This window comes from Paraburkholderia graminis (assembly GCF_003330785.1).
GTDB classification, from domain to species: domain Bacteria; phylum Pseudomonadota; class Gammaproteobacteria; order Burkholderiales; family Burkholderiaceae; genus Paraburkholderia; species Paraburkholderia graminis.
The window spans coordinates 1,869,355-1,893,750 of sequence record NZ_CP024934.1 but is presented as its reverse complement, the minus strand read 5'-3'; the positions used below and the strand labels follow the sequence as shown (position 1 = coordinate 1,893,750).

The window sequence follows — 24,396 nt, the reverse complement described above, 5'->3', positions numbered from 1 at the left end:
GGGTGCTCGTGGACTTGCGCGCCGCGCCACGGCCAAGAAAAAACCCGCAGAGCCAATAGCTGTGCGGGTTTTCGGATACTGCGGCAGAACACTACGGAACTGCGTGGAAGCAGGTCGCGAAACGAATGGTGGGTGCTGAGAGGCTCGAACTCCCGACCTACGCCTTGTAAGGGCGCCGCTCTACCAACTGAGCTAAGCACCCGTTTCGCAGACTTCTGATGCTGCTGCCTCGCTGTTGCCTTTGCCGAAGCAGCAAGCCCGTTAGTTTAGCGCATCCTTTAGGGCTTTGCCAGGCCTAAATTTCGGCACTTTTGCCGCCTTGATCTTGATCGCGTCGCCGGTGCGCGGATTGCGTCCCGTGCGCGCCGTACGCTTGCCGACGGCGAACGTGCCGAAGCCGACTAGCGTCACCGAACCGCCTTTCTTCAGCGTGCCTTTTACACCGCCGATCACTGCGTCCAGCGCGCGGCCGGCCGCAGCCTTGGAAATTTCCGCCTGCTGCGCAATGTGGTCGATCAATTCCGTCTTGTTCATCCTACCCCCGCGAATGTTTTAGAAGCGAAACGGCGCGTGCAGCGCCTGACATCGTGTGGCCGGCGCAACGCCGGGCCGAGTCATTAGAATTGGCCGAAACCGCCGTGTCAACCGGGGTTGAGCCTGATTTTGCAGAGATTCGAACGGACTTGCTTATCGCCGCCATGCTTGCGCCTTTCGATGCGCGCACAACCAGTTTACAGCCTGGCATTTTCATCGCTCGAATGAGCACCGTGTCGCTGCAAATTTCTTTGCACTCGAAAGAAAACAGGCAATAAAAAACCCGCGGCGATAAGACCGCGGGTTTTGTGCAGCGAAACTACCGCTGAAGGTTTAGTGCTTCACGACTTCGGTCGCGCCGGAGTCCTTGCCGGGTTCGGCAGCGACCGGCGACGCAGGCTTCGCCTCTTCTTCCGGCAACGCTTCAGGCACACGTTCGAGCGCCAGTTCGAGCACCTTGTCGATCCAGCGGACCGGCACGATTTCGATTGCGTTCTTCACGTTGTCCGGAATCTCCGTCAAGTCCTTGACGTTTTCTTCCGGGATCAGCACGAGCTTGATGCCGCCGCGATGCGCTGCCAGCAGCTTCTCCTTCAGACCGCCGATCGGCAGCACTTCGCCACGCAACGTGATTTCACCCGTCATCGCGACATCGGCACGCACCGGAATACCGGTCAGCACCGACACCAGCGCGGTGGTCATCGCGATACCGGCCGAAGGACCGTCCTTCGGCGTGGCGCCTTCAGGCACGTGGATGTGAATGTCCTGCTTCTCGAACGCTTCGTCCTTGACACCGAGACGACGCGAACGCGAACGCACAACCGAGCGCGCTGCCTCGACCGATTCCTTCATCACGTCGCCGAGCGAACCGGTGCGGATCACATTGCCCTTGCCCGGCATCACGGCGGCTTCGATAGTCAGCAGATCGCCGCCCACTTCGGTCCACGCGAGACCCGTGACCTGGCCAACCTGATTTTCCTTCGCGGCCAGACCGAAGTCGTACTTGCGCACGCCGAGGAACGTGTCGAGGTTGCTGCCGTCGACCTTCACCGCGCCTTCCGCCTTCTTCAGCAGAAGCATCTTCACGACCTTGCGGCAGATCTTCGAAATTTCACGCTCGAGCGAACGCACGCCGGCTTCACGCGTGTAGTAACGAATGATGTCGCGGATCGCCGTTTCCGTCACATCGACCTCGCCATCCTTGAGGCCGTTGTTCTTCTTCTGCTTGGGCAAAAGATAACGTTGCGCGATGCTGACCTTCTCGTCTTCCGTGTAACCCGACAGACGGATCACTTCCATCCGGTCGAGCAACGGCGGCGGAATATTCAGCGAGTTCGACGTCGCCACGAACATCACGTCCGACAGATCGAAGTCGACTTCGACGTAGTGATCGGCGAACGTATGGTTCTGTTCCGGATCGAGCACTTCGAGCAATGCCGACGACGGATCGCCGCGGAAATCCTGGCCCATCTTGTCGACTTCGTCGAGCAGGAAGAGCGGATTGCGCACACCGACCTTGGTCAGGCTTTGCAGAATCTTGCCCGGCATGGAACCGATATACGTACGACGGTGACCGCGAATCTCGGCTTCGTCGCGCACGCCGCCGAGCGCCATGCGCACGAACTTGCGGTTCGTGGCGCGAGCGATCGACTGACCCAGCGACGTCTTACCGACACCCGGAGGCCCAACGAGGCACAGGATCGGCGCCTTCACCTTGTCGACACGTTGCTGGACCGCGAGATACTCGAGAATGCGTTCCTTCACTTTCTCGAGACCGAAGTGGTCTTCGTCGAGCACGCGTTCCGCATTCGAGAGGTCGTTGTTGACCTTGCTCTTCTTGCGCCACGGCAAGCCGATCAGCGTGTCGATATAGTTGCGCACGACCGTTGCTTCAGCCGACATAGGCGACATCAGCTTGAGCTTTTTGAGCTCGGCGTCGGCCTTCTTCTTGGCTTCCTTCGGCATGCGGGCAGCCGTGATGCGCTTCTCGAGTTCCTCGAGATCCGCACCTTCTTCACCTTCGCCGAGTTCCTTCTGGATCGCCTTCACCTGCTCGTTCAGGTAGTACTCGCGCTGGCTCTTCTCCATCTGGCGCTTCACGCGCCCACGGATGCGCTTTTCGACCTGCAGGATGTCGATCTCGGCTTCGAGCTGCGCGAGCAGATGCTCGAGACGCTCAATGACCGGGAACATCTCAAGAATGTGCTGCTTCTGGTCGAGCTTCAGCGGCAAATGTGCCGCGATGGTATCGGCCAGACGCCCGGCTTCGTCGATACCCGACAGCGACGTCAGAATCTCCGGCGGAATCTTCTTGTTCAGCTTCACATACTGATCGAACTGCGACACGATCGCGCGGCGCAGCGCTTCAGTTTCAGCGCTGTCGGCGTGGTCGGGTTCGAGCGGCATGACTTCGCACGAGAACTGCGTTTCCTGTTCTTCGATGGAAAGCGTTTTCGCGCGCTGCAAACCCTCGACGAGCACCTTAACGGTGCCATCGGGCAGCTTGAGCATTTGCAGGATGTTGGCAACACACCCTACTTCGTACATGTCCTTTTCGGTCGGCTCATCTTTCGCAGCCGTTTTCTGGGCGACGAGCATGATGTGCTTGCCGCCTTCCATCGCTGCCTCGAGAGCCTTGATCGACTTCGGGCGGCCTACGAAGAGCGGAATCACCATGTGCGGGAAAACGACTACGTCACGCAGCGGGAGCAGCGGGAGCGTAATGCGTTCCTGCGGAAGGAGTTGGGTTCCTGACATTTCATTTCCCCATGAGTGGAATCAGTTCGTTCGATAGGTGAGGCCGGCAGAAAATATTGCAAGCCTCCGCGTGTGGGAAAAGTTCAGTGACTCCGAAGGTTCAGTGACTCCATTGTGAAAACAATCTTTCTGACCACACGATAAACGAAAAAGCCGTTCACGTCGCCATGAACGGCTTTTTGCGGTATCCGAAGCCGATCAGTTCGAACCCGCGACTTTGGGCGCGTCTTCGTAGATCAGTAACGGTTTGCCGTCGCCGTCGATCACATTGTCGTCGATGATGACCTTGCTGACACCTTTCATTTGCGGCAGATCGTACATCACGTCCAGCAACGCCTGTTCCAGGATGGAGCGCAGTCCGCGCGCGCCCGTCTTGCGACGGATCGCCTTGCGCGCCACAGCCTGCAACGCGGCCGGACGAATTTCGAGTTCGACCCGTTCCATGTTGAAGAGCTTGTGGTACTGCTTCACCAGCGCATTCTTCGGTTCGACGAGAATTTTCATCAGCGCCGCTTCGTCGAGCTTGCCAAGCGTGGCGACCACCGGCAGACGGCCGATCAGTTCGGGAATCAAACCGAACTTGATCAGATCTTCCGGTTCCACTTCGCGCAGCACTTCGCCGGCGTCGCGATCCTGCTTGCTCTTCACGCTCGCGCCAAAGCCAATGCCGGTCTTTTCAGTACGATCGACGATGACTTTTTCGAGGCCGTCAAATGCGCCGCCGCAGATGAACAGAATGTTGGTCGTATCGACCTGGATGAAGTCCTGATTCGGATGCTTGCGGCCACCTTGCGGCGGCACCGACGCCATCGTGCCTTCGACCAGCTTCAGCAACGCCTGCTGCACGCCCTCGCCCGACACGTCGCGGGTAATGGACGGGTTATCCGACTTGCGGCTGATCTTGTCGATTTCGTCGATATAGACAATGCCGCGCTGGGCCTTGTCGACTTCGTAATTGCAGTTCTGCAGCAGCTTCTGGATGATGTTCTCGACGTCTTCACCCACGTAACCCGCTTCGGTGAGCGTGGTTGCGTCCGCAATGACAAAGGGAACGTTCAGAAGACGCGCGAGCGTTTGCGCGAGCAAGGTCTTGCCGGAACCGGTCGGGCCGATCAGCAGGATGTTGCTCTTGGACAGCTCGATCTCGTCTTTCTTGTCGAGATGCTTCAGGCGCTTGTAGTGGTTGTACACCGCGACCGCGAGAATTTTCTTCGCGCGTTCCTGACCGATCACATACTGGTCGAGGATTTCACGGATTTCCTGCGGACTCGGCAGATCGGACTTGGACAAGCCCGCCTCGATACCCGCGCCTGCTGCTTCGTCGCGAATGATTTCGTTGCACAGGTCGATACATTCATCGCAGATGAACACCGACGGGCCGGCAATCAGTTTCTTGACTTCATGCTGGCTCTTGCCGCAAAACGAGCAATACAACAGCTTTTCGCTGTTAGAACCTTTCTTGTCCGCCATAGATGTGTGAGCCTCCGGACACTCGATTACATGATACGCCGTTTGCCCCAGCCTCGCAGTTGGGCGCGGCGGGGCTGAGCAAGGTGACGGCGTTTGCCGCAGGCGCTCGGACGAGTCTTGATTATTTCACAACCGATCAGGCGCCGGATTTGCCCCGAATTAGGGCAAATCCGTACCCGATCAAGGACGCTTGTGGGCTACCTGATCGACCAGACCGTACGCTTGCGCGTCGTCGCCGGACATGAAGTTGTCACGGTCGGTGTCGCGCGCAATACGCTCGACCGGCTGGCCGGTGTGGTGCGCCAGCAGATGATTCAGCCGCTCCTTCAGGTAAAGGATTTCCCGCGCCTGAATTTCGATGTCCGACGCCTGACCGCGCGCGCCGCCAAGCGGCTGGTGAATCATCACGCGCGAGTTCGGCAGCGCGAAGCGCTTGCCCTTCGCGCCCGCTGCCAGCAGGAACGCGCCCATGCTCGCCGCAAGCCCCATGCACAGCGTGGAGACGTCCGGCTTGATGAACTGCATCGTGTCGTAGATCGCCATGCCCGCCGAAACCGATCCGCCCGGGCTGTTGATATAGAAGTAGATGTCCTTGTCCGGATTCTCGCTCTCGAGGAACAGCATTTGTGCGACGACGAGATTGGCCGTCTGATCGTTCACCTCGCCGACCAGGAACACAATGCGTTCCTTCAGAAGACGCGAGTAGATGTCATACGAGCGCTCGCCCCGACCGCTCGTTTCCACGACGATCGGCACCAGTCCGAGCGCCTGCGCTTCGAGATCCCGGGACGACTGGGAGGTCAACGTGTCCAGCATTTGGGCGCGAAAGGTCATGCAATGGATCCTTGTCTGGAAATATTCTAAATATTTGATGCTAGACAGGTGTGGTCGACCGGCCCGTATTCAAGTGCGCGCCGACTGCACGACAGGCAGTACAAAAATGCAGCACAAAAAAACGGCGTGCTGGCCGTCGCTCCGACAGCCGGCACGCCGTTGCAGCGACGCTTACGCTTGCGCCGTTGCGCTTGCCAGTTCTTCGAAGCTCACTTCCTTGTCCGTCACCTTGGCCTTGCTCAGCACGAATTCGACGACGTTGGCTTCAACGACGTACGCTTCCATTTCAGCAAGGCGTTGCTGGTTCGAATAATACCAGCGGACGACTTCCTTCGGGTCTTCGTAGCTTTTCGCGAATTCGTCGACTTCGGCGCGGATCTGTTCCGGCTTTGCCTGCAGGTCGTTCGCCTTCACAAGCTCGGCCAGCACGAGACCCAGCTTCACGCGACGCTCGGCCTGTTCCTTGAACATAGCGGCAGGAATCGGCGCATCTTTAGCGTTCGGCACGCCGCGCTGCTCCAGATCCTGGCGAGCCATCGCGACGAGGCGTTCCTGATCCTGTTCGATCAGCGCGTTCGGCACGTCGAGTTCCGAAATCTTGAGCAGCGCGTCCATCACCTGATTCTTGACGATGGCTTGCGTGCGGCGCTTGGCTTCGCGCTCCAGATTGTCCTTGATCTCGGCGCGCATCTTGGTCAGATCGCCGTCTTCAATGCCGAGCGACTTCGCGAATTCAGCGTCGATTTCCGGCAGATGCGGCCACTCGATCTTCTTCATCGTGATCGTGAATTGCGCGGTCTTGCCGGCCACTTCCTTGCCGTGATAGTCGGCCGGGAATGCCAGGTCGAATTCCTTCGACTCGCCGACCTTCAGGCCCGTAGCCGCCTTTTCGAATTCCGGCAGCATGCGGCCTTCGCCCAGCACGAACGCGAAGTCTTCGGCGCTGCCGCCCTGGAACACTTCACCGTCGATCTTGCCGACGAAGTCGACCGACACGCGATCGCCTTCCTTGGCCGCCGTATCCGCGCCGCCGTCGCCGTGCTCGCCGGCTTCGCCGCGAGCGTGGAAATGCACGCGCTGCTTGCGCAGGATTTCGAGCGTGCGGTCGATTTCCGCTTCGGTGATCGTGGTCGTGGTGCGCTCGATTTCAGCCGTGGCGACATCGCCCAGCTTCACTTCGGGATAGACCTCGAAGGTCGCGTCGAAAGCGTAATCGCCTTCAGTCGCGTCGACCTTCGGCGCAAAGCTCGGCTGACCGGCGACGCGCAGGTTTTCGGCGCGGCTGATGTCGAAGAATTCCTTGCCGACCTTGTCGCTCAGCACTTCCGCTTCCACCTGGCCCGAATACTGTTGCGTCACCATCTTGAGCGGCACCTTGCCCGGGCGGAAACCCGGCATGCGCACGTTCTTCGCGAGTTGACGGATACGCGAGTCCACTTCCTTCTGCACGGCGTCCTTCGGCAGGGAAATCGTTACGCGGCGTTCGAGCTTGCCGAGGTTCTCAACAACGTTAGCCATGGCTTCAATCGTCCTAAAATTATTCGAGCGAATTCAGTTATCTTCTCGTGCCGCATTTGCGCGCCTGCGCCGCGGGCTTGCAGGCCGCCGGCAGCACGGTTGGGTCCAAAGAGCCGAATATTTTAGCAAACTATTTGCGCGCCTAGCCGGGATTCGATGATTACGCGCGTTTTTATCGGCATTCGGAGCCCTTTCCGGGCTGTTTTCGAGTCGGTTTCGCACTTCGCCGGCGATGCCGCCGCGCTACCGGATCGCAATTTCCACAATGCCGCCTATGCCTTTCGGCATATTTAGTCGGCGCGGCCATGCTGATAAGCTAGCGAACGCGCTCGGAGCGGCGCCGCGTCCGCTTCACCGCCGCCTCCCGGCTCGTAACCATTCCAACCATTCAGAGACACCATGCCGAATTCGCCGTCCACGCCTGTCGTCGTCATCGCCCCCGATTCCTTCAAAGGCTCGCTCAGCGCCGAACAGGTCGCGCAGGCGATCGCGTCGGGCGTGCGGCGCGCCCGTCCGGACGCCGAAGTCCGTATCTGCCCGATGGCGGACGGCGGAGAAGGCACGCTCGACGCCATGCTGACGAGCGGCGGCGAGCGCCGCACGCTGAGCGTGCGCGGTGCGGCCGGGCCGGTGCGCGACGCGCTGACCGGCGTGCTCGCCGACGGCAGCGCGATCGTGGAAACCGCGGAGATCGTCGGCATCACCGATCCGGTCGGGATGGGCGTGCCGGTTCAGGCGCGCAACACGCGCGGCATGGGCGAAGCGATCAGCGCGCTGCTCGACGCGGGCGTGCGGCGATTTTTCGTCGCGCTCGGCGGCAGCAGCACGAACGACGGCGGCGCGGGCCTTCTCGTCGGACTCGGTCTGAAACTCTTCGATGCGCAAGGCGGGGAACTCGAGCCCTCGCCCGAGCAACTCGCTCGCGTCGCGCGCGTGGACGTGTCGCAACTCGACGCGCGGCTCGCGGGCACGCAATTCATCGGCATGTCCGATGTGGACAATCCGCTGACCGGTGAGCATGGAGCGACCGCCGTCTTCGGCCCGCAAAAGGGCGTCAAGCCGGAACAGGTCGCGACGATCGACGCCGCCCTCGCCCGTTACGCGGATCTCCTCGAAGCGGCGCTCGGGCGCAGTGCCCGCGATCTGCCCGGCGCGGGCGCCGCGGGCGGCCTGGGCTTCGCGTTGCACATGCTCGGCGCGCAGTTCGAGCCGGGCGCGGAAACGGTCGCGCGGCAACTCGGGCTCGACGCCGCGCTCGAAGGCGCGAACTGGCTGATCACCGGCGAAGGACGCTCGGACGTGCAAACGCTGCATGGCAAAGCGCCCTTCATCGCGTGCCGTCATGCGCAAGCCGCAGGCGTGCCGGCCACACTTTTGTCGGGCGCCGTGGACTCCGCCGCGTTGCCGCGCCTTGCCGAATTTTTCAGTGGTTGCTTCTCGCCGGCACCCGGTCCGATCACGCTTGAATTCGCGATTCGCGACGCCGCGCGGCTCCTGGCGGATGAGGCCGAACAACTGACGCGTTTGAAGTACGGCGCGCGTTGACCAGGCGGCATGGTTGCGGCAACAATCACAGCGCCACAACCACGCCACTCATCACGGGAAGACCATGAAGGACTCCGCCAAAGCTGGCCTGGAACAGCTCCTCACTTATCGTCTGCATGTACTCAACAAGCTTGCTGAGCGCGGCATCAGCGAGCGCTACCAGGACAAGCTCGGCGTGACGTTGCCGGAAGCTCGCGTGATTGCGTCGGTGGGATCGTTTGGACCGTTCTCGATCATGGAACTCGCGAGGCATGCCAATCTCGACAAGAGCCAGGCGAGCCGCGCCGCCGAAGGTCTGATCAGACAGGGACTCGTCAAACGCGAAGCGAGTGCCGACGACGGACGCGTGGTGCTCGTGTCGCTCACGCCCGAGGGCCGCGCGCTGTATCGCAAGGTGATGCCGATCGCGCGCAAGTGGAATGGCGACCTGTTCGATTGCCTCGACGAAAACGAAAAGCTCGCGCTAGGCGAAGCGCTCGACAAGGTCATCGAGATGATGACTACGCGCGACGCGTGAAGCGTGTGAAACGCGGCTCGAGTCTGAAGCCGGCAAGCGCCAGACATGACGCGCGGCGCTTCAAATTTGCGACGAATGCCGCGCTCATGAACAGAGGTCGATAACGCGTGTCGTTCGTTGCGAACGCACGCGCGTCTCAGTCGTTGCTCTCGCGCCGATGCCCGGCTTCCGGCGCGTGCCCTGCACCAGCTGAAACCGCGTTCGCATTATCCTGGGGCGAAGCACTTGCTGGAACGTTTAAGTCTGTCGCCGCAGCCGCCGTACTGGCAAGACCGCCGGCCATCGCGCCCGATGCGCTTGCCGCGGCATCGCCCGCCGGCACCCGATGCGACACGCTGCGCGCCAGACGCCACGCGATCGCCGCGAGCGAGCCGACGGCCAGCAGCAATGCGGCCCACAGCACATAGCGCCGATACGCATCCGCATCCGCATTCGCCGGCGACGGCGCATTCGCATTCGGCGCAAGCGCGAGCGGCTCGCCGACGCGCGCGGTGGCAATCGCCGAGGACGCGTCCATCAGCAACTCATCGCGCCCGACCGCGGTCGACACTGCGGACGCATTGCCCACGCCGAGCGTGAAAGGCGCCGATCCGCGCGCGACGAACGTCAGCGTCGCCGGACGCCAACCCGCTGCAACAGTCAGCACGCCGCTGCCGAGTCCGCCGTTACGCGCATCGACAACCACCCGCCAGTGACGGTCCGTATCCGGCGTCAATTGAAGCGACGGATTGTTCTGTTCGACGTCCCCGTTATGCAAACGGAACAGCGTCGCATTCGACACCTCGCGCCACGCCCCGCCCAGTTCGCCGCGCGAATAGACGACCGCGGGCGCCACCGTGTTGGGCTGCGGCAGATTGAGCCGCAGCCGGTCGACCGGAAAAGGACCGCTGGTGCTAAAGAAATATTCGCCGGCCTTCGGACCCGCGCGCGCAACGATGCCTTCGCGCCACTCGCGCTGGCTGTCCGCGAGTTGTGTGCGCCCCGCGCCGGCCGCCTGCACTTCCACATCGATCGATTCGAGGTACGGCGCGCCGTCGAGCCAGCGTAGGCGCAGGTAGCGCGCGTGCGCACCGTTCAGTTCGATCCGGTCCTGGCTCAGCGTGCTGCCGTTGTAGCTGACCTTGAGCAGTTGCGCATCGCCGGCCGGTTGCCAGTTGCGCAGATCGTCGCTCGATTCGACCGACACACGCCCTTGGTAATTGTCGTCGCGCAGATGGATCAGCAGCGCGCTCGCGCGGCCTTCGTGCGACGCCTGACCGGCATCGATCAGATCGGTGTCGTGCTGCGCGCGCCCAGGCGGCGCGGCGGTGGCGCGCAGCGATCCGTCGGCGGCGATCGTCACGCCCAGCGGTGCACCCGCCTGACCTGCGGCGGCCGGACGAAGCGGGAACCAGCGGGCCGGACGCAGCGTCGGCGGCGTGCGGGCCGGCTCGCGCGGCCCCTCGAGCGAGTACGGCACGGGCTCGCCCGCGCCGTTGAAAACGCGCACGTCGCCGAGATCGTTGCGCTGGCTTGCCGCATAGACCGCGGCCGGCAGCGTCACACTGTAGTAGGCCGCGCCGTCGTCGAGCTGAAGCGCAAAGTGCCGCGCGAAATCTTCGGCCCACGCGGGCGCCGCGGTCCACGCGCACACGAGCGCGGCACACCAGCCCGTCACTTTCAGAAGATGCTTCATTGTTCAGTTTCCCTGACCATCGGCTTGGGCGGCAGCGGCGAGAAGTAGCCGATCAGCAGCAACATCAGGCCGATACCGATAAACGATACGATGCGCTCGATCCCCGTCACGTGCGACAGGTCGAACAGAAATAATTTGACGACAGTCGCGCCGAGCAACCCGCCGCCGATGAACCACACGATACGGCTTGCGCGCCTCGTCGCCCAGATCATCGCCGCCAGCGCGCAGAGCGTCCAGAAGACCGAGACCGACGCCTGCACGAGCATCGACTCGGACATCTGCGCGAACTCGTACGGCACGCCGATCCAATGATGCAGCGTGCGCAGCAGCATCGCATTCAACCACACGAAGCCGGTCGCCCCGGCCGCGACTTGCAGCGGCAGCCGGTAGCCGTCGAGCGGCACGCCGAGACGGTGAACGCGCACGAGCCAGAGCGCGGCCAGTGCAAAGACCACGGCCTGCACGAGATCGAGCGGATTCAATAACGGCAGCCGCGCCCACGCGCCGCCGTCCTGCGTCAGGTTGGCGTAGAACGTCCACAGCCACATCACGAGCACGAGCGGCGTCGACGCAATCGCGCACAGGCGCACGATGTTGTCGCGTCGCGCGAGCCACAAACCGGCGAACGCGAACGCGCTCCATCCGACCAGGAACACCTGCTGCAGCGTGAACGACGCGAGCACCGCGGTCACGTCGTACGCCGCGTCGAAATGATGATGCAGCGTGCGAAGCAGCAACGCATTGAACCACAGGAACAGCGTCGCGAGCACGGCATAATCGAACGCGCGCGGATGCCATTGCACGCCCAGTGCGCGCAGCCGTCGCAGCCACACTGCGCCCGCGACGAACACGAGTATCTGCGCCACGTCGAGCGGATTGACGATGGGCAGCCAGAAGAGCGGCGCGGCGCTGCCGTCGCTCGTCACGCTTGCAATGGTCCACGCCCACAGCAACGCGGCGAGCGGCGCCGCGGCCCACACCTGATAGGCCCGCGTGAAGCGCGCAACCGGCCAACGCAGACGATGCCCCACGCCGGCCAGCAGCAACAGCAGCGCGCCGAAGCCATACGCCCACGCGCTCCAGCTCCATGCACCTTCGGGCACGTAAGCGCGCAACGCCCAGTAGCCTTCGAGCGCGGCGAGCGTGCCGGCGGTCCAGAACATCAGCGTGTGCAGCGGCGCGAGAATGCGCTCGCCGACGTCACGCTGCTGACGCCATAAAAGCGCGTAACTGGCGACGGCAACCAGCAGACAAACCAGCCAGCCGTAACCGCTGACCGGCCTCATGTTCAATGCAAAAAGTTCGAGTGTGAGCGCGGCGAGAACAGGCACGAGCGCGAGCGCCGGCCACTCGGCGAGCGGCCAGCGCAGCTTGCGGCGCGCGCCATGAGCGAGCCATGCGCTCAGCGCGGCGAACAGCGCGACGAATGCGATGCCGACTCGGTCGCGGTCGTCCGGAACGTACGCATGGACGTAGCTCTGTATCTCGTTGAGCCCGCCCCCCACCCACCACAGCAGACCCCACAGACTCGCGACCACGCCAATCTGCGGCAGCCACGCGTGCCAGTCGCGTGCTTCGCTGCGGCCGTGCAAACGCCATCCGGTGAAGATGCCGGCGAGCGCAATCAGTACGCTTGCCAGATACGCGCCGTTCAGCACCGGCAAGCTCGCCGCGTGGCTGAACGACAAAACCGTGCCGACGACAAACGCGCCCGCCGCGGCCAGTTGCATCAGCAGGCCGAAGGCGAACGCGACGAGGCGTCGTTGCCGCACGGCGAGCCATGTCACCGCGGCGCCTTCGATTGCCCACGTCGCGCTCGTCGTCGGTCCGGTGAACGCGAGCGGCACGGCGAGCGTCGCGAAGATGACGGCGAGCGCGAACATCGAGTCGAAAAGCAGGCCGAGGCGCGCGCGGCGCGGCGCGAGCCAGCCCCCTATCGCGAGATAGAAGACGGCGAGCGCGACGGCGCTCCATGCGAGCCCGAACTCGGTGCCTCGCATCAGCGCGGACTGTAGGCCGATTGCGACGAGCGGCGTGCCGAACACGAGCGTGCCGTCGACGTAATGCCTGAGCGTCAGTTCGCGGCGCACCGCGTAGAGCAGCGCGATACCGACATACATCAGGAAGAAGAGGATCAGAAACGGCTCGGTGCTCGCGAGGAGTTCCGGACGATATGCCGTCGCGCCCCACGCCGCGCCGATCGAGAACGTGAAGACGAAGCCGAGCAGATTCAGCGGACGCCATGCCTTGAACCACGCGATCGCGAAGATGCCCGCGTTGAGCAACGCGTAGTAGCTAAAGAGCATCACATGACTGCCGCCGCCGGTGGACAAGAGGAGCGGCGCGAGGAAGCCGCCCGCGCTGCCCATGAACGCGAGCGAAGGCGCGTTCTGCCGTACCGCGAGGAACGCGCTCAGCGCGCAGGTGGCGATCATCAGCGGCAAGGCTGCGCCGGCGGGCAGCAGATGATAGAGCCGGGTCGCGGCGAACACCGTCAGGTACAGCGCGCCGACGCCGCCGCCTTGCAGCACGAGCCCGTACGCGCCGCGACTGTCGCCGATGCGCCAGCCGAGCACGAGCAAGGCCGTCGCGGCGAGCGCGACGCCGGCGAGGCGGAATTCGATCGGCAGCAGGCTGTTGTCGGCGGCGTATTTGAGCAGGAACGCAATGCCGAAGAACAGCACGACGATGCCGACGCGCACCACCGTATTGCCGCCGAAGAGCCAGTCGCGGCCTGCTTTGAAAAGGCGCTCGACGACGCCGGGGCCGCGTGGGGGGGCGGGTGGGAGGTTGGGTTGTGCCGGGGCGGCGAGGTCAGGTTGGGTATGCGCGGCGGCGTCGGGTTGCGGTTGGGCGGGTTGTGCCGCGTCGGTCGCAGTGGCTTGCGGGAGGCCCGCGAGGTTCGGTTGTGCTGGCGCGGCGGCGTCGGCTTGGGCGCGCGCGGCTGCGTCGAGTTGTGCTTGTGCTTGTGCTTGTGCTTGTGCTTGTGCTTGTGCTTGTGCTTGTGCTTGTGCTTGTGTTTGTGCTTGTGTTTGTGCGGCGGCGTCCATGCCGGTTGACGTTTCCGTCTGCCGATCAATCGACGCGCCCGCCTCCCCGCCCGCTGGCGCAAGCGCCGCCGACGCTCTCGCCGTGAGCTTCACAGCCTCTTGCGGCGCGATTGCATAGCGATGCTCTGTGGTGCCTGCCGCAACTGAATCGCGCATCGTTGCGGCGTCTGATGCGTGCATCGGCGCTGGCGCTCGAGCGTCGTCGTCGGCTGATGCAATACCCGCTGCCTCACGCAATTGCCGGATCTCGCCGCGCAGCGAAACGAGTTCACGTTCCAGCCACTCGACGCGAGCCGCCAGGTCACGAGGCGCGCCGGGCGCATCCGTGGCGGTAGCGCCCGGCAATGGCGACTGCGCAGTGCCCGCTGGATTTCTCTTGCGCAAGCGCGCCAGCGCAAAGCCCGCGAGCGCGCCGAACAATGCGCCGTAGCCGAGCGGAAGATCGTTCGACAACGAAGCCAGCATGCCGACCACCGCGCCCAGCACGGCAAATATCACGCTCATCGCATCCCTCTTTTATTGTGTTTTCCGGCGATACCCGTTTGATCGCAACCTCGGTCGCGCGGATTATCCGCGAATACGGCATGTGGAATCAGCGAAAATCGGCGCGCAGAATAACATGCAAAGCGACGTGCAAAGCGGGCTTTTCAAGCAGCTATCCCCCGATAGATGATGACGAGCGGCAGGCAAGCCAATTGAACGCGGATGTCGCCACGTCTCCGACAACACTTGCCGAAATTTCATCGCTCATTATGCGGCTGATGTGCGTCGATTAATTAAAGCGAATCGCTTACCGAATCGAACCGTTATTGCCAGCGCCTTTGCCGAGTCAATTACCCGAACAACGGCACGCGATTATCCGCGCGCCGCATTCTCACTGATCGCGACGCTGTCTTCGCGGCAAAACGCCAACCGTGTCAAAATCCCGGGTCCGCCGCGTGCGCCGGGTTATCGCTTCCATTCAAGTCGATGAACCGCGCGGCGCGCGAGCCAGTCATCCAACTCTATTCAGGGAAGTTTCAGTGGACATCAACAAACAGGTCGCGGCGCTCACGGCGTCGGAACTCCAGACGGCCGGTGCGAGCCAGGCGACGGCGATCGCGGTAAGCGTGCTGTTCCGCCATCTGCGTTCGCCGGAACTGGTGAAGCTGTTGTCGTCGGCATTCGAAAACCATCAGGCGGTCATGCTGCAAACGCCGTGGCCCGAGCCGATGTTGCAGGCATTCGAATCGACGCGGCGCTTTCTCGAGGGCGCCGCGCAATCCGATCTGCCGGGCACGCAGGCGCCGCCCGCCACACCGGAAGCCTGAGCGGCCTGACCTCGCCATGCGGGCCTCTACCGGCCTGCATCGTGCGCGCCGCCTATCCGGGTCACCAAAAAAGAGTCACCCAAGGACCATTCAAGAAAGAGCCCCGGCGAGTGCTGTGACCTGACGGGGGTTCTCACTGCACATCGCGACGATCGCGAACACTCGGCGTCGTACCGCTTCAGGCCGCCGTCAATTCCTGATTGCAGCCTCGCCAGCAGATTGTCGGGCGCGCTTTTGATTTGTCCCGCATGACGGGACGGCACAACTTTCCGAAATTGGAAGTTACGACATCAGAAAATCGGAGTATCTTTCCGATCAACCAAAAAAAAATACCAAAGACCAAGAGATGGCAGATAACGAACCAACCAAGCCGGACTACCCATTTCGATGAAATGAAGGAAGTCAGCGCGACCGTGCGCCGCACTCGCTCAGCGCAGGGCAAAAAGAATCCCGAGGACGTTCCGTTCGGTACGCCCGAGTGGATCGAGGTCAGCACGGACCTCATGCGGGACATGTGTGTGGCGATGGGTGGAGATCCCGACGCATGGCCGGCACTCCCGAATATCGAGTGATTGATAACCTGCGGAACCGGACCGACGGTCTCATTTGTACAGGTGGGCCATAGCGGACGGCCCGCTGTTCATCGACCCAACGACGCGCGAACGGTACGCCGGCTCGCACCAGATTTACCGCGTCTGGCAAACGGCGCGCAAGCGCGCCGGCGACGATTCTTCAGGCGCAAAGACCGTGGATAAGTTTGGAAAAGAAAACGGCGAAAAGAATGCAGCGATGCACGGAAAGCTTCTTGAGCGCGCAGGCCTTCAACAGGTTCCGATTCCGGCCTAGCGCCGCGGACTCTATTTCTTCTTGAGGCAGCGGAATATCCAATACATTGGAAAGACAGAAGATGTCTATACGCGGCTCGGGCAGCACATCAACGTCAAGAAATTCGATGATGTTATGTTCCTGCCGAGAATCCCGGATTCGCTTCAAGGCCGCCGGTCAACACGCCAAGGAAATCCGCAGACCGCTCTATATCGAGAAGTTAATGGTGCGAGGGAGGGGACTCGAACCCCTACACCCTTGCGGGCGTCAGGACCTAAACCTGGTGCGTCTACCAATTTCGCCACCCTCGCAGCCGGGCCAACGTTGTACGTCTCGCCCGATGTCCTGCATGCTTTCCGGCGCGTTCAAATGTACGCGCCCAAAAGCGTAAGCGCGAGATTCTAACGCATTGATTCGCGCTTGTCTGCAACTGCCGGGCATCCGGCTCGCGCCTCTGCCGTTGCCCCGCCGATGCTACAATTTTCGGCTTCGCGCACGCATGCCGTGCTCACTTCGCCTGCCCTTCCCCACATTCCACGCCGTGAATTTCGACGAATATTGCCAGCAAAAAGCGGCGCCCCCTGGATCGAGCGCCTACTACGCGCTGCGGCAAGCGCCGGCCGCCAGTCAGCCGCGCTTGACCGCGCTCTTCGCACTGCGCCGCGAGTTCGAGGAAACGGTCAAGGAAGTGAGCGACCCCGCGATTGGCCGCACGAAGCTCGCGTGGTGGCAAAACGAACTCGGCGCGTTGGCTGCGGGCTCGCCCACGCATCCGGTTGCAAAGGCGCTCGCGGCTTCGCTGCCCGACGTCAAAGCGGAATACCCCGCGTTGCAGACGCTGCTTGGCGGCTTCGAGATGGATCTCGACCAGGCGCGTTACCTGGACTACCCGAATTTGCGCCGCTATGTGCAGGCGGTCGGCGGCACTTTTGCCGCGCTTGTGGCGCGCGCGGCGAGCACGAATGGATCCACGAGCGCACCCACGAGCGCACCCACCGACGGCGCACAGGCTCCGGGCTGGTCCGCACCGTTAGGCGAAGCGCTGCTGCTCGCACAACTCGTGGCGGAAACGGGCAACGATGCGCGCCACGGCCGCATCTACATTCCTATTGACGAAATGCAGCGCTTCAGTGTGACAGCCGCGGACCTGATCAATCGAAAATATTCGGATGCGTTTACGGAGCTCATGCGCTTTCAGACGAAGCGTGCCCGCGATGCCTTGCATAGCGCGCTCGCCGCCGTGCCGCGCAGCGAGCGCCGTTCGCAGCGCACGCTGCTTGCGCAGGGCGCGCTCGCTGGCGCGTTGCTCGATGAAATAGAGCGCGACGGTTATCACGTGCTGCATCAACGCATCGCGTTGACGCCGGTCCGCAAGCTGTGGATCGCGTGGCGCGCAAAGTAAGCGTAACGGGCGGCGCGCGCCGTCGTCAGATGTGCAGCAAAGGGAGTGGCTCGAACTGCTGCCGCAAGATCGCCTGTGCGTCGACACGCCACCAGCGCGCGAGCACCGTCGCGTAAAGCTGTCGAAAATCGACGCCGACCGGCAGCTCCCCATTGCCGTCGAGCCGCGCCAACTGCGGCGGCACGCCGTGCAAGCCGCCGAGCACTCGTCCACCCATCATGAAATGCGGCGCCACGGTGCCGTGGTCCGTGCCGGCGCTGCCATTCTCACGCGGATGCCGCCCGAACTCGCTGTACGTCATCACGAGCGTGTCGTTCCAACGGCCCAGTTCGACAAGCGCCGATCGCATTGCAGCCAAGCCTTCAGCAAATTGCGTCAGCAACAGACGGTGGCGCTCCGGCTGATTCTGATGCGTATCGAAGCCGTTTAGCGTCAGGCGGATTGCGGTTGCAGGGGCGGTTGTGTCCGCTTGCGCAGCATGTAGTCGCAGTGCCTGCCCTTGCTGTGCTTGCACGCGCAACCTATCGCGGGCCGCGAGCATCTGCATCGCGCTCTTTATCGACGCGCCGAACGAACTGCATGGAAACGCGGTCGTCAGTCGCGTTGCGTCTTGTGCGCGCAGCGGCCGACCACATAGTTGAGCGATGCCTTTCCCGGCCTCTACAACTTGAGTGCGACCGGCACGCGCCCCGTCACCGCCGCCCAGCGCCAACGGTCCCATTTCAGCGCTGCCGATCACGACGCCCTCAGCGGCAAAACCAGCCGCCGCCGACGCGCTGTCGAACGCGCGACTGAGCCAGCCTTCGCGCAGGTACTGATCGGAGCGCGATGCCGTGTCCCATATCTGCATCGAACGAAAATGCGAGAGATTGGGCGCCGCGTAACCGACGCCCTGAACGATCGCAAGCTGCCCGCTTCGCCACAAAGGCATCAACGGTTCGAGCGATGGATGCAGCGCCGTGCGTTCGTCGAGTTGAATCGCGTGCTCGCGTCTGATTGCGATGCGCTTACGGAGCCGGTAGTACGCCGGATCGGCGAACGGAATGACGGTGTTCAGACCGTCATTGCCGCCCTTCAATTCGATGAGGATCAGCAGCTTGCCGTTATCGCGGGCGAACGCTGGAACGTGACGTGCCGTGTGCGCGGCCGGCTCAGCGCCGAATGTGCGAGGCAGCCAGAGGGCCGCGCTGGCGGCGGCGCTCATCGAGAGAAAGCTGCGTCGTTTCATTGGGCGTCCGGAAGGATGCGCGAATCACTGGCGAGCAAATGTGCAAGGCGCGCGATGCGTTCATGACAGACCGCATCTTCACGCACGATGACGCATCGCATGCGGCATGCCGCTCCCTTGTCTGCCCGCTTCTAGTACACAGGCCATATGCAAGACTCGACACACCTTGTCAGCATGATGAGCAAGACATGCCCAGCAAAATCACGAACGGGAAGCACAGCGAAGAGCGATGCAAGTGCGAACAAGCACAAGACAGCACAAGAACGGAAAGACAGCGTGGAACGCTAAAACCAGAACAAGCACGACGACCACCACCACCAAAACCCTACCGCTTATAAAGCTCCCGCACAGCATCTTCGATATGCTGCCTCAGCAAACGACGTTCGTCCGGCGTCATATGCCCATCGCGGCGGCGTTGATCGAGGTCGGGGGGAACCGCGGTGCGCAGCATCACGTCCGATGCAGGCCGCTCGCTGTTCGAGTCATGACGGTTTGCTTTTGAGGGGCTCAGTCTGGGCGCGCGCGCGCTCGCAGCTCTGTCGGCAGAAGGCTGGGCGTGGGCGAGCGTTGATCCCAATGTGCCTGCGAGCGTACCGGCGACCGCCAGTGCAATCACGTTCAGGCGCACATTCGGCCAAACCCCTCCCTTCATGTTGTTCCCTTCGTGGCGCGGCAACCGGCGACCTCAAATGCGTGTGACAAACCCGGTTACGAGCCGGGCGCGTGGGTTTTAGTCGAGTGAAGTATCCACCGAACAGCCGCATTCAGTAAAGGAGTCTAACTGGCGTCGCTTTACGCCGTGCCACAGGCAGGGTAAATTTTGTAACTGACTGTAACTCGACAAATGATGCAACCGCGCACCACTTTCTAATCGCGCTAAGATGCCGACCATGGAAACCAAAAACCCTTCGAAAATCCTCGTCGTCGACGACGATCCGCGCCTGCGCGACCTGCTGCGCCGCTACCTCGGCGAACAAGGCTTCAATGTTTATGTGGCGGAGAACGCGCCGTCCATGAACAAGCTGTGGGTGCGCGAGCGCTTCGATCTGCTGGTGCTCGACCTCATGCTGCCTGGCGAGGACGGCCTGTCCATCTGCCGCCGTCTGCGCGGCAGCAACGACCGCACGCCCATCATCATGCTGACGGCCAAGGGCGAAGACGTCGATCGTATCGTCGGCCTCGAAATGGGCGCTGACGACTATCTGCCGAAGCCGTTCAATCCGCGCGAACTGGTCGCGCGAATTCATGCTGTGTTGCGTCGTCAGTCGCCGTCGGAATTGCCGGGCGCGCCGTCCGAGACCACCGAGGTCTTCGAGTTCGGCGAGTTCGCGCTCAATCTCGCGACCCGTACGCTCACCAAGGCAGGCCAGGAAATTCCGCTGACCACCGGCGAATTCTCGGTGCTTAAAGTATTCGCGCGTCATCCGCGCCAGCCGCTGTCGCGCGAGAAGCTGATGGAACTCGCTCGCGGCCGCGAATACGAAGTGTTCGACCGCAGCCTCGACGTGCAGATCTCACGTCTGCGCAAGCTGATCGAGCCCGACCCAGGCAGCCCGCGCTTCATTCAGACGGTATGGGGTCTTGGCTACGTGTTCATTCCCGACGGCGCAGCCTGAGTTTGTTCACACCTCAAGCTTTTGTTTTCAGATAAGAAGGGCCCATGCGGATCGACCGGCGCCTCCTGACGCTCGCGTTCGGCGGCCTTTTCTGGCGGACCTTTCTGCTGATCGCGCTGTTGATCGCAGTCAGTCTCGCCGCGTGGTTCCAGAGCTTCCGGGTGATCGAGCGCGAGCCGCGCGCGCAGCGCGTGGCGTTGCAGCTCGTCGCCATCGTCAAGCTCACACGCACGGCACTCCTTTATTCCGATCCCGATCTGCGGCGCGCGTTGCTGCAAGATCTGGAAAGCAATGAAGGCGTGCGCGTGTATCCGCGCGAAACCACCGACAAGTTCAAGCTGCAGCCCGACGAGTCGCTGAACCGGCTGATCGAACACGACATTCGCGGCCGTCTCGGCGACGACACCGTGATCGCGCAAAGCGTCAACGACATCCCTGGCGTGTGGATCAGCTTCAAGATCGACGACGACGATTACTGGGTCGCCCTCGACCGCGATCAGCTCGACAATGCGACCGGCCTGCAATGGGCCGGCTGGGGCGTGTTCGCGCTTGCGTTGTCGCTATTCGGCGCGGCCTTCATCACGAGTCTCGTGAACCGGCCGTTCGCACGTCTCGCGATGGCCGCGCGCCGGGTCGGCTCGGGCCAGTCGCCCGAACCGCTGCCCGAGCGCGGCATGGGCGTGGCCGCCGAAACCAATCGCAGTTTCAACCAGATGGTGCGGGACCTCGAACAGCTCGAGGCCGACCGCGCCTTGATGCTCGCCGGCATCTCGCACGATCTGCGCACGCCGCTCGCGCGGCTGCGGCTCGAAACGGAAATGAGCCCGTCGGATCAAAGCACGAAAGACGCAATGGTCGACGACATCGAGCAGATGGATATGATCATCGGCCGCTTCCTCGATTACGCGCGGCCGGTGCAGCGCGTGCCCGAGCCCGTCGATCTGTCGGTGATCGCAAGCGAACTCGCCGCGCGCATGCAAAGCGAGGACAGCATGCGCCTGATCACGCGGCTTGCGCCGTCGGCGGTGATCGAAGCGGACGAGACCGACATGCGGCGCGTCGTCGGCAATCTGCTGGAAAACGCGCGCAAATACGGTTTGAGCGATGGCGACGGCATTCCGCACGTCATTCTGGAGACGCGTGTGTCGCACTCGCGCGTCGAGCTTTCGGTGGTCGACGAAGGCCCGGGCATTCCGGAAGACCAACTCGCGCTCGTCACACGGCCGTTCTATCGTGTGAACTCCGCTCGCACGCAGGCGAACGGCACGGGTCTCGGCATGGCGATCGTGCAGCGGCTCGTCGGCCGTTATCGCGGCGCGCTGCGCTTGCGCAATCGCACGCCAGGCCCTGGCCTCGAAGTTACGATCGAATTCCCGCTTGCCAAAGGCGCTTGAGTCCACTGCGAGCCCGCTGTGAACCGCTGTGGCCCGCGCCTTGCGGCACCGGCGACATCAGACCAGGCTGCGCACTGCCAATGCCCGCCCCGTTGAATAATAACTATCCGGGTTGTTAGTTAAAAACTATTGAGCGGATAGTTCCATAGAGCTATAGTTAAAAGCCTGACACGCGCTCGTGATGACGAGCTGGTAGCCTCAACATGCTGTTTTTTCCAACACACGAAGGAGCACTCGCATGAAAACCGTTGGCGACAAACTCGAAGCGTTCACCGTCACCGCTGCCAAGCCTGGCTTTAACAACCACGAGGAAAACGGCGTCTCGGCGTTCGAAGAGATCACGGAGCAGTCGTTCCCCGGCAAGTGGAAGATCATCTACTTCTACCCGAAGGATTTCACCTTCGTGTGCCCGACGGAAATCGTCGAGTTCGGCAAGCTCGCGAAAGACTTCGAGGAACGCGACGCGGTGCTGCTCGGCGGCAGCGTCGACAATGAATTCGTCAAGCTCGCATGGCGCCGCGAGCACAAGGACTTGAGCAAGCTGAACCACTATTCGTTCGGCGACGTGAAGGGCGAGCTGATCGACCAGCTTGGCGTGCGCGACAAGGAAGCGGGCGTCGCGCTGCGCGCCACGTTCATCGTCGATCCGGACAATACGATCCAGCACGTTTCGGTGAACAACCTGAACGTCGGCCGCAATCCTGAGGAAGTGCTGCGTATTCTCGACGGTCTGCAAACGGACGAGCTCTGTCCGTGCAACCGCGCAGTCGGCGGCGCGACGCTGTAAGCCGTGTCTGCCCAGGCCCGCCACGCTTGAAAAAGCCGCGGGCTTTTTTATCGACAACCCGATAGGAGATCGCAATGGAGTTCTTGTCTTCCATTAAGGCGCTCGTGCCCGACTACGCGAAAGACATCCGGCTGAATCTCGACGGCACGATCGCGCGCTCGTCGCTGGAAGGTAACGATGCGGTGGGCGTCGCGTTGGCCGCGGCTTTCGCCGCGAAGAGCACGGTGATCGTCAACGCGATTCGCAACGCGGGCGTGCTCTCGCCCGAAGAGACGAACGGCGCGTTGACCGCCGCCGCGTTGATGGGCATGAACAACGTCTGGTATCCGTACGTCGAAATGACGGACAACGCGGATCTGAAATCGCAACCGGCGCAGTTACGCATGAACGCCTATGCGTCGCATGGCGGCGTGGACAAGCGGCGCTTCGAGATGTATGCGCTGGCCGCGTCGATCATCGGCAAGTGTCATTTCTGCGTGAAGTCGCACTTCGATACGCTGGTCGCCGAAGGCATGAGCACGACGCAGTTGCGCGACGTGGGCCGGATTGCCGCCGTGATCAATGCGGCCGCGCAGTGTATTGCCGCAGAATAACGGCAGTTGATTTCGTCGCGGCTTAGGGCTTTGTCGACGCCGCGCGAGCCGCTCTTCGCGGCCGCATAAAAAGCCAGTCAGTCCTTGACCAGCAACACCACGGCCTGCGCCTCGATGCCCTCGCCCCGGCCAAGATAGCCGAGCTTCTCATTGGTCTTGGCTTTTACGTTGACCTTTTCCGTCGGCAAGCCGAGGTCGGCGGCAATGTTCGCGCGCATGCCTTCGATATGCGGCGCGAGCTTCGGCGCCTGCGCGACCACGCTGCTGTCCACATTCGCGATCGAAAAGCCCGCGGCCTTCACGCGCGCCACGCACTCGCGCAGCAGCACGCGGCTGTCGGCGCCGGCGAACTTCGCATCCGTATCGGAGAAATGGCGGCCGATGTCGCCGAGCGTGGCCGCGCCGAACAGCGCGTCGGTGATCGCGTGCAGCAGCACGTCGGCATCCGAATGGCCGAGCAAGCCGCGCTCATAGGGAATCGTCACCCCGCCGATAATCAACTGACGCCCCGGCACCAGCGCATGCACGTCGTAGCCTTGCCCAATTCTGAAATCCATCTGCGTCAAGTCCTCAAGTCCGTTCACTGAATTCACTGAAAATGAAACCGCCGGTCACGCTGCCGAAGGCCGCAGCAAAATCGCCTCGGCGAGATCGAAGTCTTCCGGGTACGTCACCTTGAAATTGCGCAAGCTGCCCTGCACGAGCCTCGGCGCATGGCCGGCCCATTCGATCGCGCTCGCTTCGTCGGTGAGATCGTGGCCGTCGGCCTGCGCGCGCAAGATCGCTTCGCGCAACATGCCGATGCGGAACATCTGCGGCGTCTGCGCCTGCCAGAGTCCGTCGCGCGATTCGGTGCGGGCAATGCGGCCGTCCGCCGATGCGCGGTCGATGCGCTTTAACGTATCCGCGACCGGCAAGGCCATGATGCCGCCCACCGCGTCGTCTTTCAGCGCGCCGGTCAACGTGCGGATCAGCCCCGGCGTGATGCCCGGCCGCGCGGCGTCGTGCACGAGCACCCAGTCGTCGTCGCGCGCGTTGAACTCGGTGAGCGCGTGCAAGCCGTTCAGCACCGACGCCTGGCGCGACGCGCCGCCGCAACGGCGCACGGCAAAGCGCAAGCCGCCGAAGCGGCGCGCGTCGAAGTGCTGGTCGTCGGGCGCAATCACGACGAGCGTTTGCGCGAATTCGCTGCACGCGTCGAATGCCGCGAGCGAATAATGCAGCAGGTCGCGGCCGGCGACGGTGCGATACTGTTTGGGCATCGCGGCGCCGGAACGGCTGCCGGTGCCTGCGCACGGAATCAGGGCAAATAGACGGGAAGTCACGAGTGCGGATGCCGCG

Annotated in this window: 21 protein-coding genes and 2 tRNA genes; 10 read left to right on the top strand and 13 right to left on the bottom strand. The window is 62.7% G+C overall.

The genetic code is table 11. From position 1 onward, the window contains the following. Positions 1-126: 126 nt before the first annotated feature. The 6 genes from CUJ91_RS08460 to tig form a co-directional block, all read right to left on the bottom strand. A tRNA-Val gene (locus tag CUJ91_RS08460) sits at positions 127-202 on the bottom strand. 59 nt (positions 203-261) lie between these two features. Continuing rightward, on the bottom strand, positions 262-534 hold the full coding sequence (locus tag CUJ91_RS08455; protein ID WP_006048930.1) for an HU family DNA-binding protein: 273 nt from the start codon (positions 532-534) through the stop codon (positions 262-264). 333 nt (positions 535-867) lie between these two features. Then, positions 868-3,291 carry an endopeptidase La gene (lon, locus tag CUJ91_RS08450; protein ID WP_006048929.1) on the bottom strand — a complete coding sequence of 808 codons (2,424 nt, stop codon included), beginning with the start codon at positions 3,289-3,291 and terminating at the stop codon, positions 868-870. Positions 3,292-3,489: 198 nt separating this feature from the next. Next, positions 3,490-4,761, bottom strand: coding sequence for an ATP-dependent Clp protease ATP-binding subunit ClpX (clpX, locus tag CUJ91_RS08445; RefSeq protein WP_006048928.1), 1,272 nt, complete (start codon positions 4,759-4,761; stop codon positions 3,490-3,492). A 180-nt stretch (positions 4,762-4,941) separates the two neighbouring features. Further along, positions 4,942-5,595 carry an ATP-dependent Clp endopeptidase proteolytic subunit ClpP gene (gene clpP / locus CUJ91_RS08440; RefSeq protein WP_006048927.1) on the bottom strand — a complete coding sequence of 218 codons (654 nt, stop codon included), beginning with the start codon at positions 5,593-5,595 and terminating at the stop codon, positions 4,942-4,944. A gap of 171 nt (positions 5,596-5,766) precedes the next feature. Beyond that, positions 5,767-7,113, bottom strand: coding sequence for a trigger factor (gene tig / locus CUJ91_RS08435; RefSeq protein ID WP_006048926.1), 1,347 nt, complete (start codon positions 7,111-7,113; stop codon positions 5,767-5,769). A 399-nt stretch (positions 7,114-7,512) separates the two neighbouring features. On the opposite strand from tig, the gene CUJ91_RS08430 reads away from it, so the two are divergent. Next, positions 7,513-8,658, top strand: a complete 1,146-nt coding sequence (locus CUJ91_RS08430) for a glycerate kinase (protein WP_006048925.1) — start codon at positions 7,513-7,515, stop codon at positions 8,656-8,658. A 64-nt stretch (positions 8,659-8,722) separates the two neighbouring features. Next, complete coding sequence (locus CUJ91_RS08425) at positions 8,723-9,175, top strand: MarR family winged helix-turn-helix transcriptional regulator (RefSeq protein WP_029968344.1); 453 nt, start codon at positions 8,723-8,725, stop codon at positions 9,173-9,175. A 136-nt stretch (positions 9,176-9,311) separates the two neighbouring features. On the opposite strand, the gene CUJ91_RS08420 is transcribed toward CUJ91_RS08425, so the two are convergent. Together CUJ91_RS08420 and CUJ91_RS08415 are read right to left on the bottom strand one after the other, a co-directional pair. Then, the gene (locus tag CUJ91_RS08420) at positions 9,312-10,850 is read right to left on the bottom strand and encodes a DUF3999 domain-containing protein (protein WP_114156089.1); all 1,539 of its coding nucleotides are present in this window, start codon (positions 10,848-10,850) and stop codon (positions 9,312-9,314) included. Beyond that, a complete protein-coding gene (locus CUJ91_RS08415; protein ID WP_114156088.1) occupies positions 10,847-14,404 on the bottom strand; it encodes a DUF2339 domain-containing protein in 3,558 nt (1,185 codons plus the stop codon). The genes CUJ91_RS08420 and CUJ91_RS08415 overlap by 4 nt, the downstream gene beginning before the upstream one ends. Before the next feature lie 518 nt (positions 14,405-14,922). Here CUJ91_RS08415 and CUJ91_RS08410 point away from each other — a divergent pair. The 3 genes from CUJ91_RS08410 to CUJ91_RS34600 all read left to right on the top strand — a co-directional run bounded on the left by CUJ91_RS08410 (position 14,923) and on the right by CUJ91_RS34600 (position 16,056). Continuing rightward, positions 14,923-15,210 carry a hypothetical protein gene (locus CUJ91_RS08410; RefSeq protein ID WP_114156087.1) on the top strand — a complete coding sequence of 96 codons (288 nt, stop codon included), beginning with the start codon at positions 14,923-14,925 and terminating at the stop codon, positions 15,208-15,210. A 200-nt stretch (positions 15,211-15,410) separates the two neighbouring features. Beyond that, complete coding sequence (locus CUJ91_RS34750) at positions 15,411-15,782, top strand: hypothetical protein (protein WP_244230988.1); 372 nt, start codon at positions 15,411-15,413, stop codon at positions 15,780-15,782. Between the two features lie 34 nt (positions 15,783-15,816). Continuing rightward, complete coding sequence (locus CUJ91_RS34600; RefSeq protein ID WP_107707717.1) at positions 15,817-16,056, top strand: hypothetical protein; 240 nt, start codon at positions 15,817-15,819, stop codon at positions 16,054-16,056. 203 nt (positions 16,057-16,259) lie between these two features. On the opposite strand, the gene CUJ91_RS08395 is transcribed toward CUJ91_RS34600, so the two are convergent. Next, positions 16,260-16,346: transfer RNA gene (locus CUJ91_RS08395), tRNA-Leu, on the bottom strand. Positions 16,347-16,576: 230 nt separating this feature from the next. Here CUJ91_RS08395 and CUJ91_RS08390 point away from each other — a divergent pair. Continuing rightward, a complete protein-coding gene (locus CUJ91_RS08390) occupies positions 16,577-17,437 on the top strand; it encodes a squalene/phytoene synthase family protein (RefSeq protein ID WP_114156698.1) in 861 nt (286 codons plus the stop codon). 25 nt (positions 17,438-17,462) lie between these two features. Here CUJ91_RS08390 and CUJ91_RS08385 read toward each other — a convergent pair whose 3' ends face one another. Together CUJ91_RS08385 and CUJ91_RS08380 are read right to left on the bottom strand one after the other, a co-directional pair. Beyond that, a complete protein-coding gene (locus CUJ91_RS08385; RefSeq protein WP_114156085.1) occupies positions 17,463-18,665 on the bottom strand; it encodes a DUF1501 domain-containing protein in 1,203 nt (400 codons plus the stop codon). 325 nt (positions 18,666-18,990) lie between these two features. Then, complete coding sequence (locus CUJ91_RS08380) at positions 18,991-19,317, bottom strand: hypothetical protein (protein WP_082366974.1); 327 nt, start codon at positions 19,315-19,317, stop codon at positions 18,991-18,993. Between the two features lie 229 nt (positions 19,318-19,546). Here CUJ91_RS08380 and ompR point away from each other — a divergent pair, with 229 nt between their 5' ends. The 4 genes from ompR (at position 19,547) to CUJ91_RS08360 (ending at position 23,055) form a co-directional block, all read left to right on the top strand. Further along, the gene (ompR, locus tag CUJ91_RS08375; protein ID WP_006048917.1) at positions 19,547-20,281 is read left to right on the top strand and encodes an osmolarity response regulator transcription factor OmpR; all 735 of its coding nucleotides are present in this window, start codon (positions 19,547-19,549) and stop codon (positions 20,279-20,281) included. Positions 20,282-20,325: 44 nt separating this feature from the next. Then, positions 20,326-21,675, top strand: a complete 1,350-nt coding sequence (locus tag CUJ91_RS08370; protein ID WP_006048916.1) for an ATP-binding protein — start codon at positions 20,326-20,328, stop codon at positions 21,673-21,675. 238 nt (positions 21,676-21,913) lie between these two features. After that, positions 21,914-22,462 (top strand): peroxiredoxin, encoded by a 549-nt coding sequence (locus tag CUJ91_RS08365; protein ID WP_006048915.1) that lies wholly within the window; start codon positions 21,914-21,916, stop codon positions 22,460-22,462. Between the two features lie 74 nt (positions 22,463-22,536). After that, complete coding sequence (locus CUJ91_RS08360; RefSeq protein ID WP_006048914.1) at positions 22,537-23,055, top strand: carboxymuconolactone decarboxylase family protein; 519 nt, start codon at positions 22,537-22,539, stop codon at positions 23,053-23,055. 77 nt (positions 23,056-23,132) lie between these two features. On the opposite strand, the gene ispF is transcribed toward CUJ91_RS08360, so the two are convergent. Both ispF and ispD read right to left on the bottom strand, forming a co-directional pair. Continuing rightward, complete coding sequence (gene ispF / locus CUJ91_RS08355; RefSeq protein WP_114156084.1) at positions 23,133-23,612, bottom strand: 2-C-methyl-D-erythritol 2,4-cyclodiphosphate synthase; 480 nt, start codon at positions 23,610-23,612, stop codon at positions 23,133-23,135. Positions 23,613-23,666: 54 nt separating this feature from the next. Continuing rightward, positions 23,667-24,380, bottom strand: coding sequence for a 2-C-methyl-D-erythritol 4-phosphate cytidylyltransferase (gene ispD, locus CUJ91_RS08350; RefSeq protein ID WP_029968333.1), 714 nt, complete (start codon positions 24,378-24,380; stop codon positions 23,667-23,669). Positions 24,381-24,396 lie beyond the last annotated feature (16 nt).

Bases quoted from the DNA above. Each gene is read 5' to 3' on its own strand.
- CUJ91_RS08425 (WP_029968344.1), top strand. From the start codon at position 8,723: ATGAAGGACTCCGCCAAAGCTGGCCTGGAACAGCTCCTCACTTATCGT.
- ompR (WP_006048917.1), top strand. From the start codon at position 19,547: ATGCCGACCATGGAAACCAAAAACCCTTCGAAAATCCTCGTCGTCGAC.
- ispF (WP_114156084.1), bottom strand. From the start codon at position 23,612: ATGGATTTCAGAATTGGGCAAGGCTACGACGTGCATGCGCTGGTGCCG.
- CUJ91_RS08370 (WP_006048916.1), top strand. From the start codon at position 20,326: ATGCGGATCGACCGGCGCCTCCTGACGCTCGCGTTCGGCGGCCTTTTC.
- CUJ91_RS08380 (WP_082366974.1), bottom strand. From the start codon at position 19,317: ATGAAGGGAGGGGTTTGGCCGAATGTGCGCCTGAACGTGATTGCACTG.
- clpP (WP_006048927.1), bottom strand. From the start codon at position 5,595: ATGACCTTTCGCGCCCAAATGCTGGACACGTTGACCTCCCAGTCGTCC.
- CUJ91_RS08455 (WP_006048930.1), bottom strand. From the start codon at position 534: ATGAACAAGACGGAATTGATCGACCACATTGCGCAGCAGGCGGAAATT.
- clpX (WP_006048928.1), bottom strand. From the start codon at position 4,761: ATGGCGGACAAGAAAGGTTCTAACAGCGAAAAGCTGTTGTATTGCTCG.
- tig (WP_006048926.1), bottom strand. From the start codon at position 7,113: ATGGCTAACGTTGTTGAGAACCTCGGCAAGCTCGAACGCCGCGTAACG.
- CUJ91_RS08430 (WP_006048925.1), top strand. From the start codon at position 7,513: ATGCCGAATTCGCCGTCCACGCCTGTCGTCGTCATCGCCCCCGATTCC.
- CUJ91_RS08420 (WP_114156089.1), bottom strand. From the start codon at position 10,850: ATGAAGCATCTTCTGAAAGTGACGGGCTGGTGTGCCGCGCTCGTGTGC.
- CUJ91_RS08385 (WP_114156085.1), bottom strand. From the start codon at position 18,665: ATGAAACGACGCAGCTTTCTCTCGATGAGCGCCGCCGCCAGCGCGGCC.
- CUJ91_RS08360 (WP_006048914.1), top strand. From the start codon at position 22,537: ATGGAGTTCTTGTCTTCCATTAAGGCGCTCGTGCCCGACTACGCGAAA.
- lon (WP_006048929.1), bottom strand. From the start codon at position 3,291: ATGTCAGGAACCCAACTCCTTCCGCAGGAACGCATTACGCTCCCGCTG.
- CUJ91_RS08415 (WP_114156088.1), bottom strand. From the start codon at position 14,404: ATGAGCGTGATATTTGCCGTGCTGGGCGCGGTGGTCGGCATGCTGGCT.
- CUJ91_RS08365 (WP_006048915.1), top strand. From the start codon at position 21,914: ATGAAAACCGTTGGCGACAAACTCGAAGCGTTCACCGTCACCGCTGCC.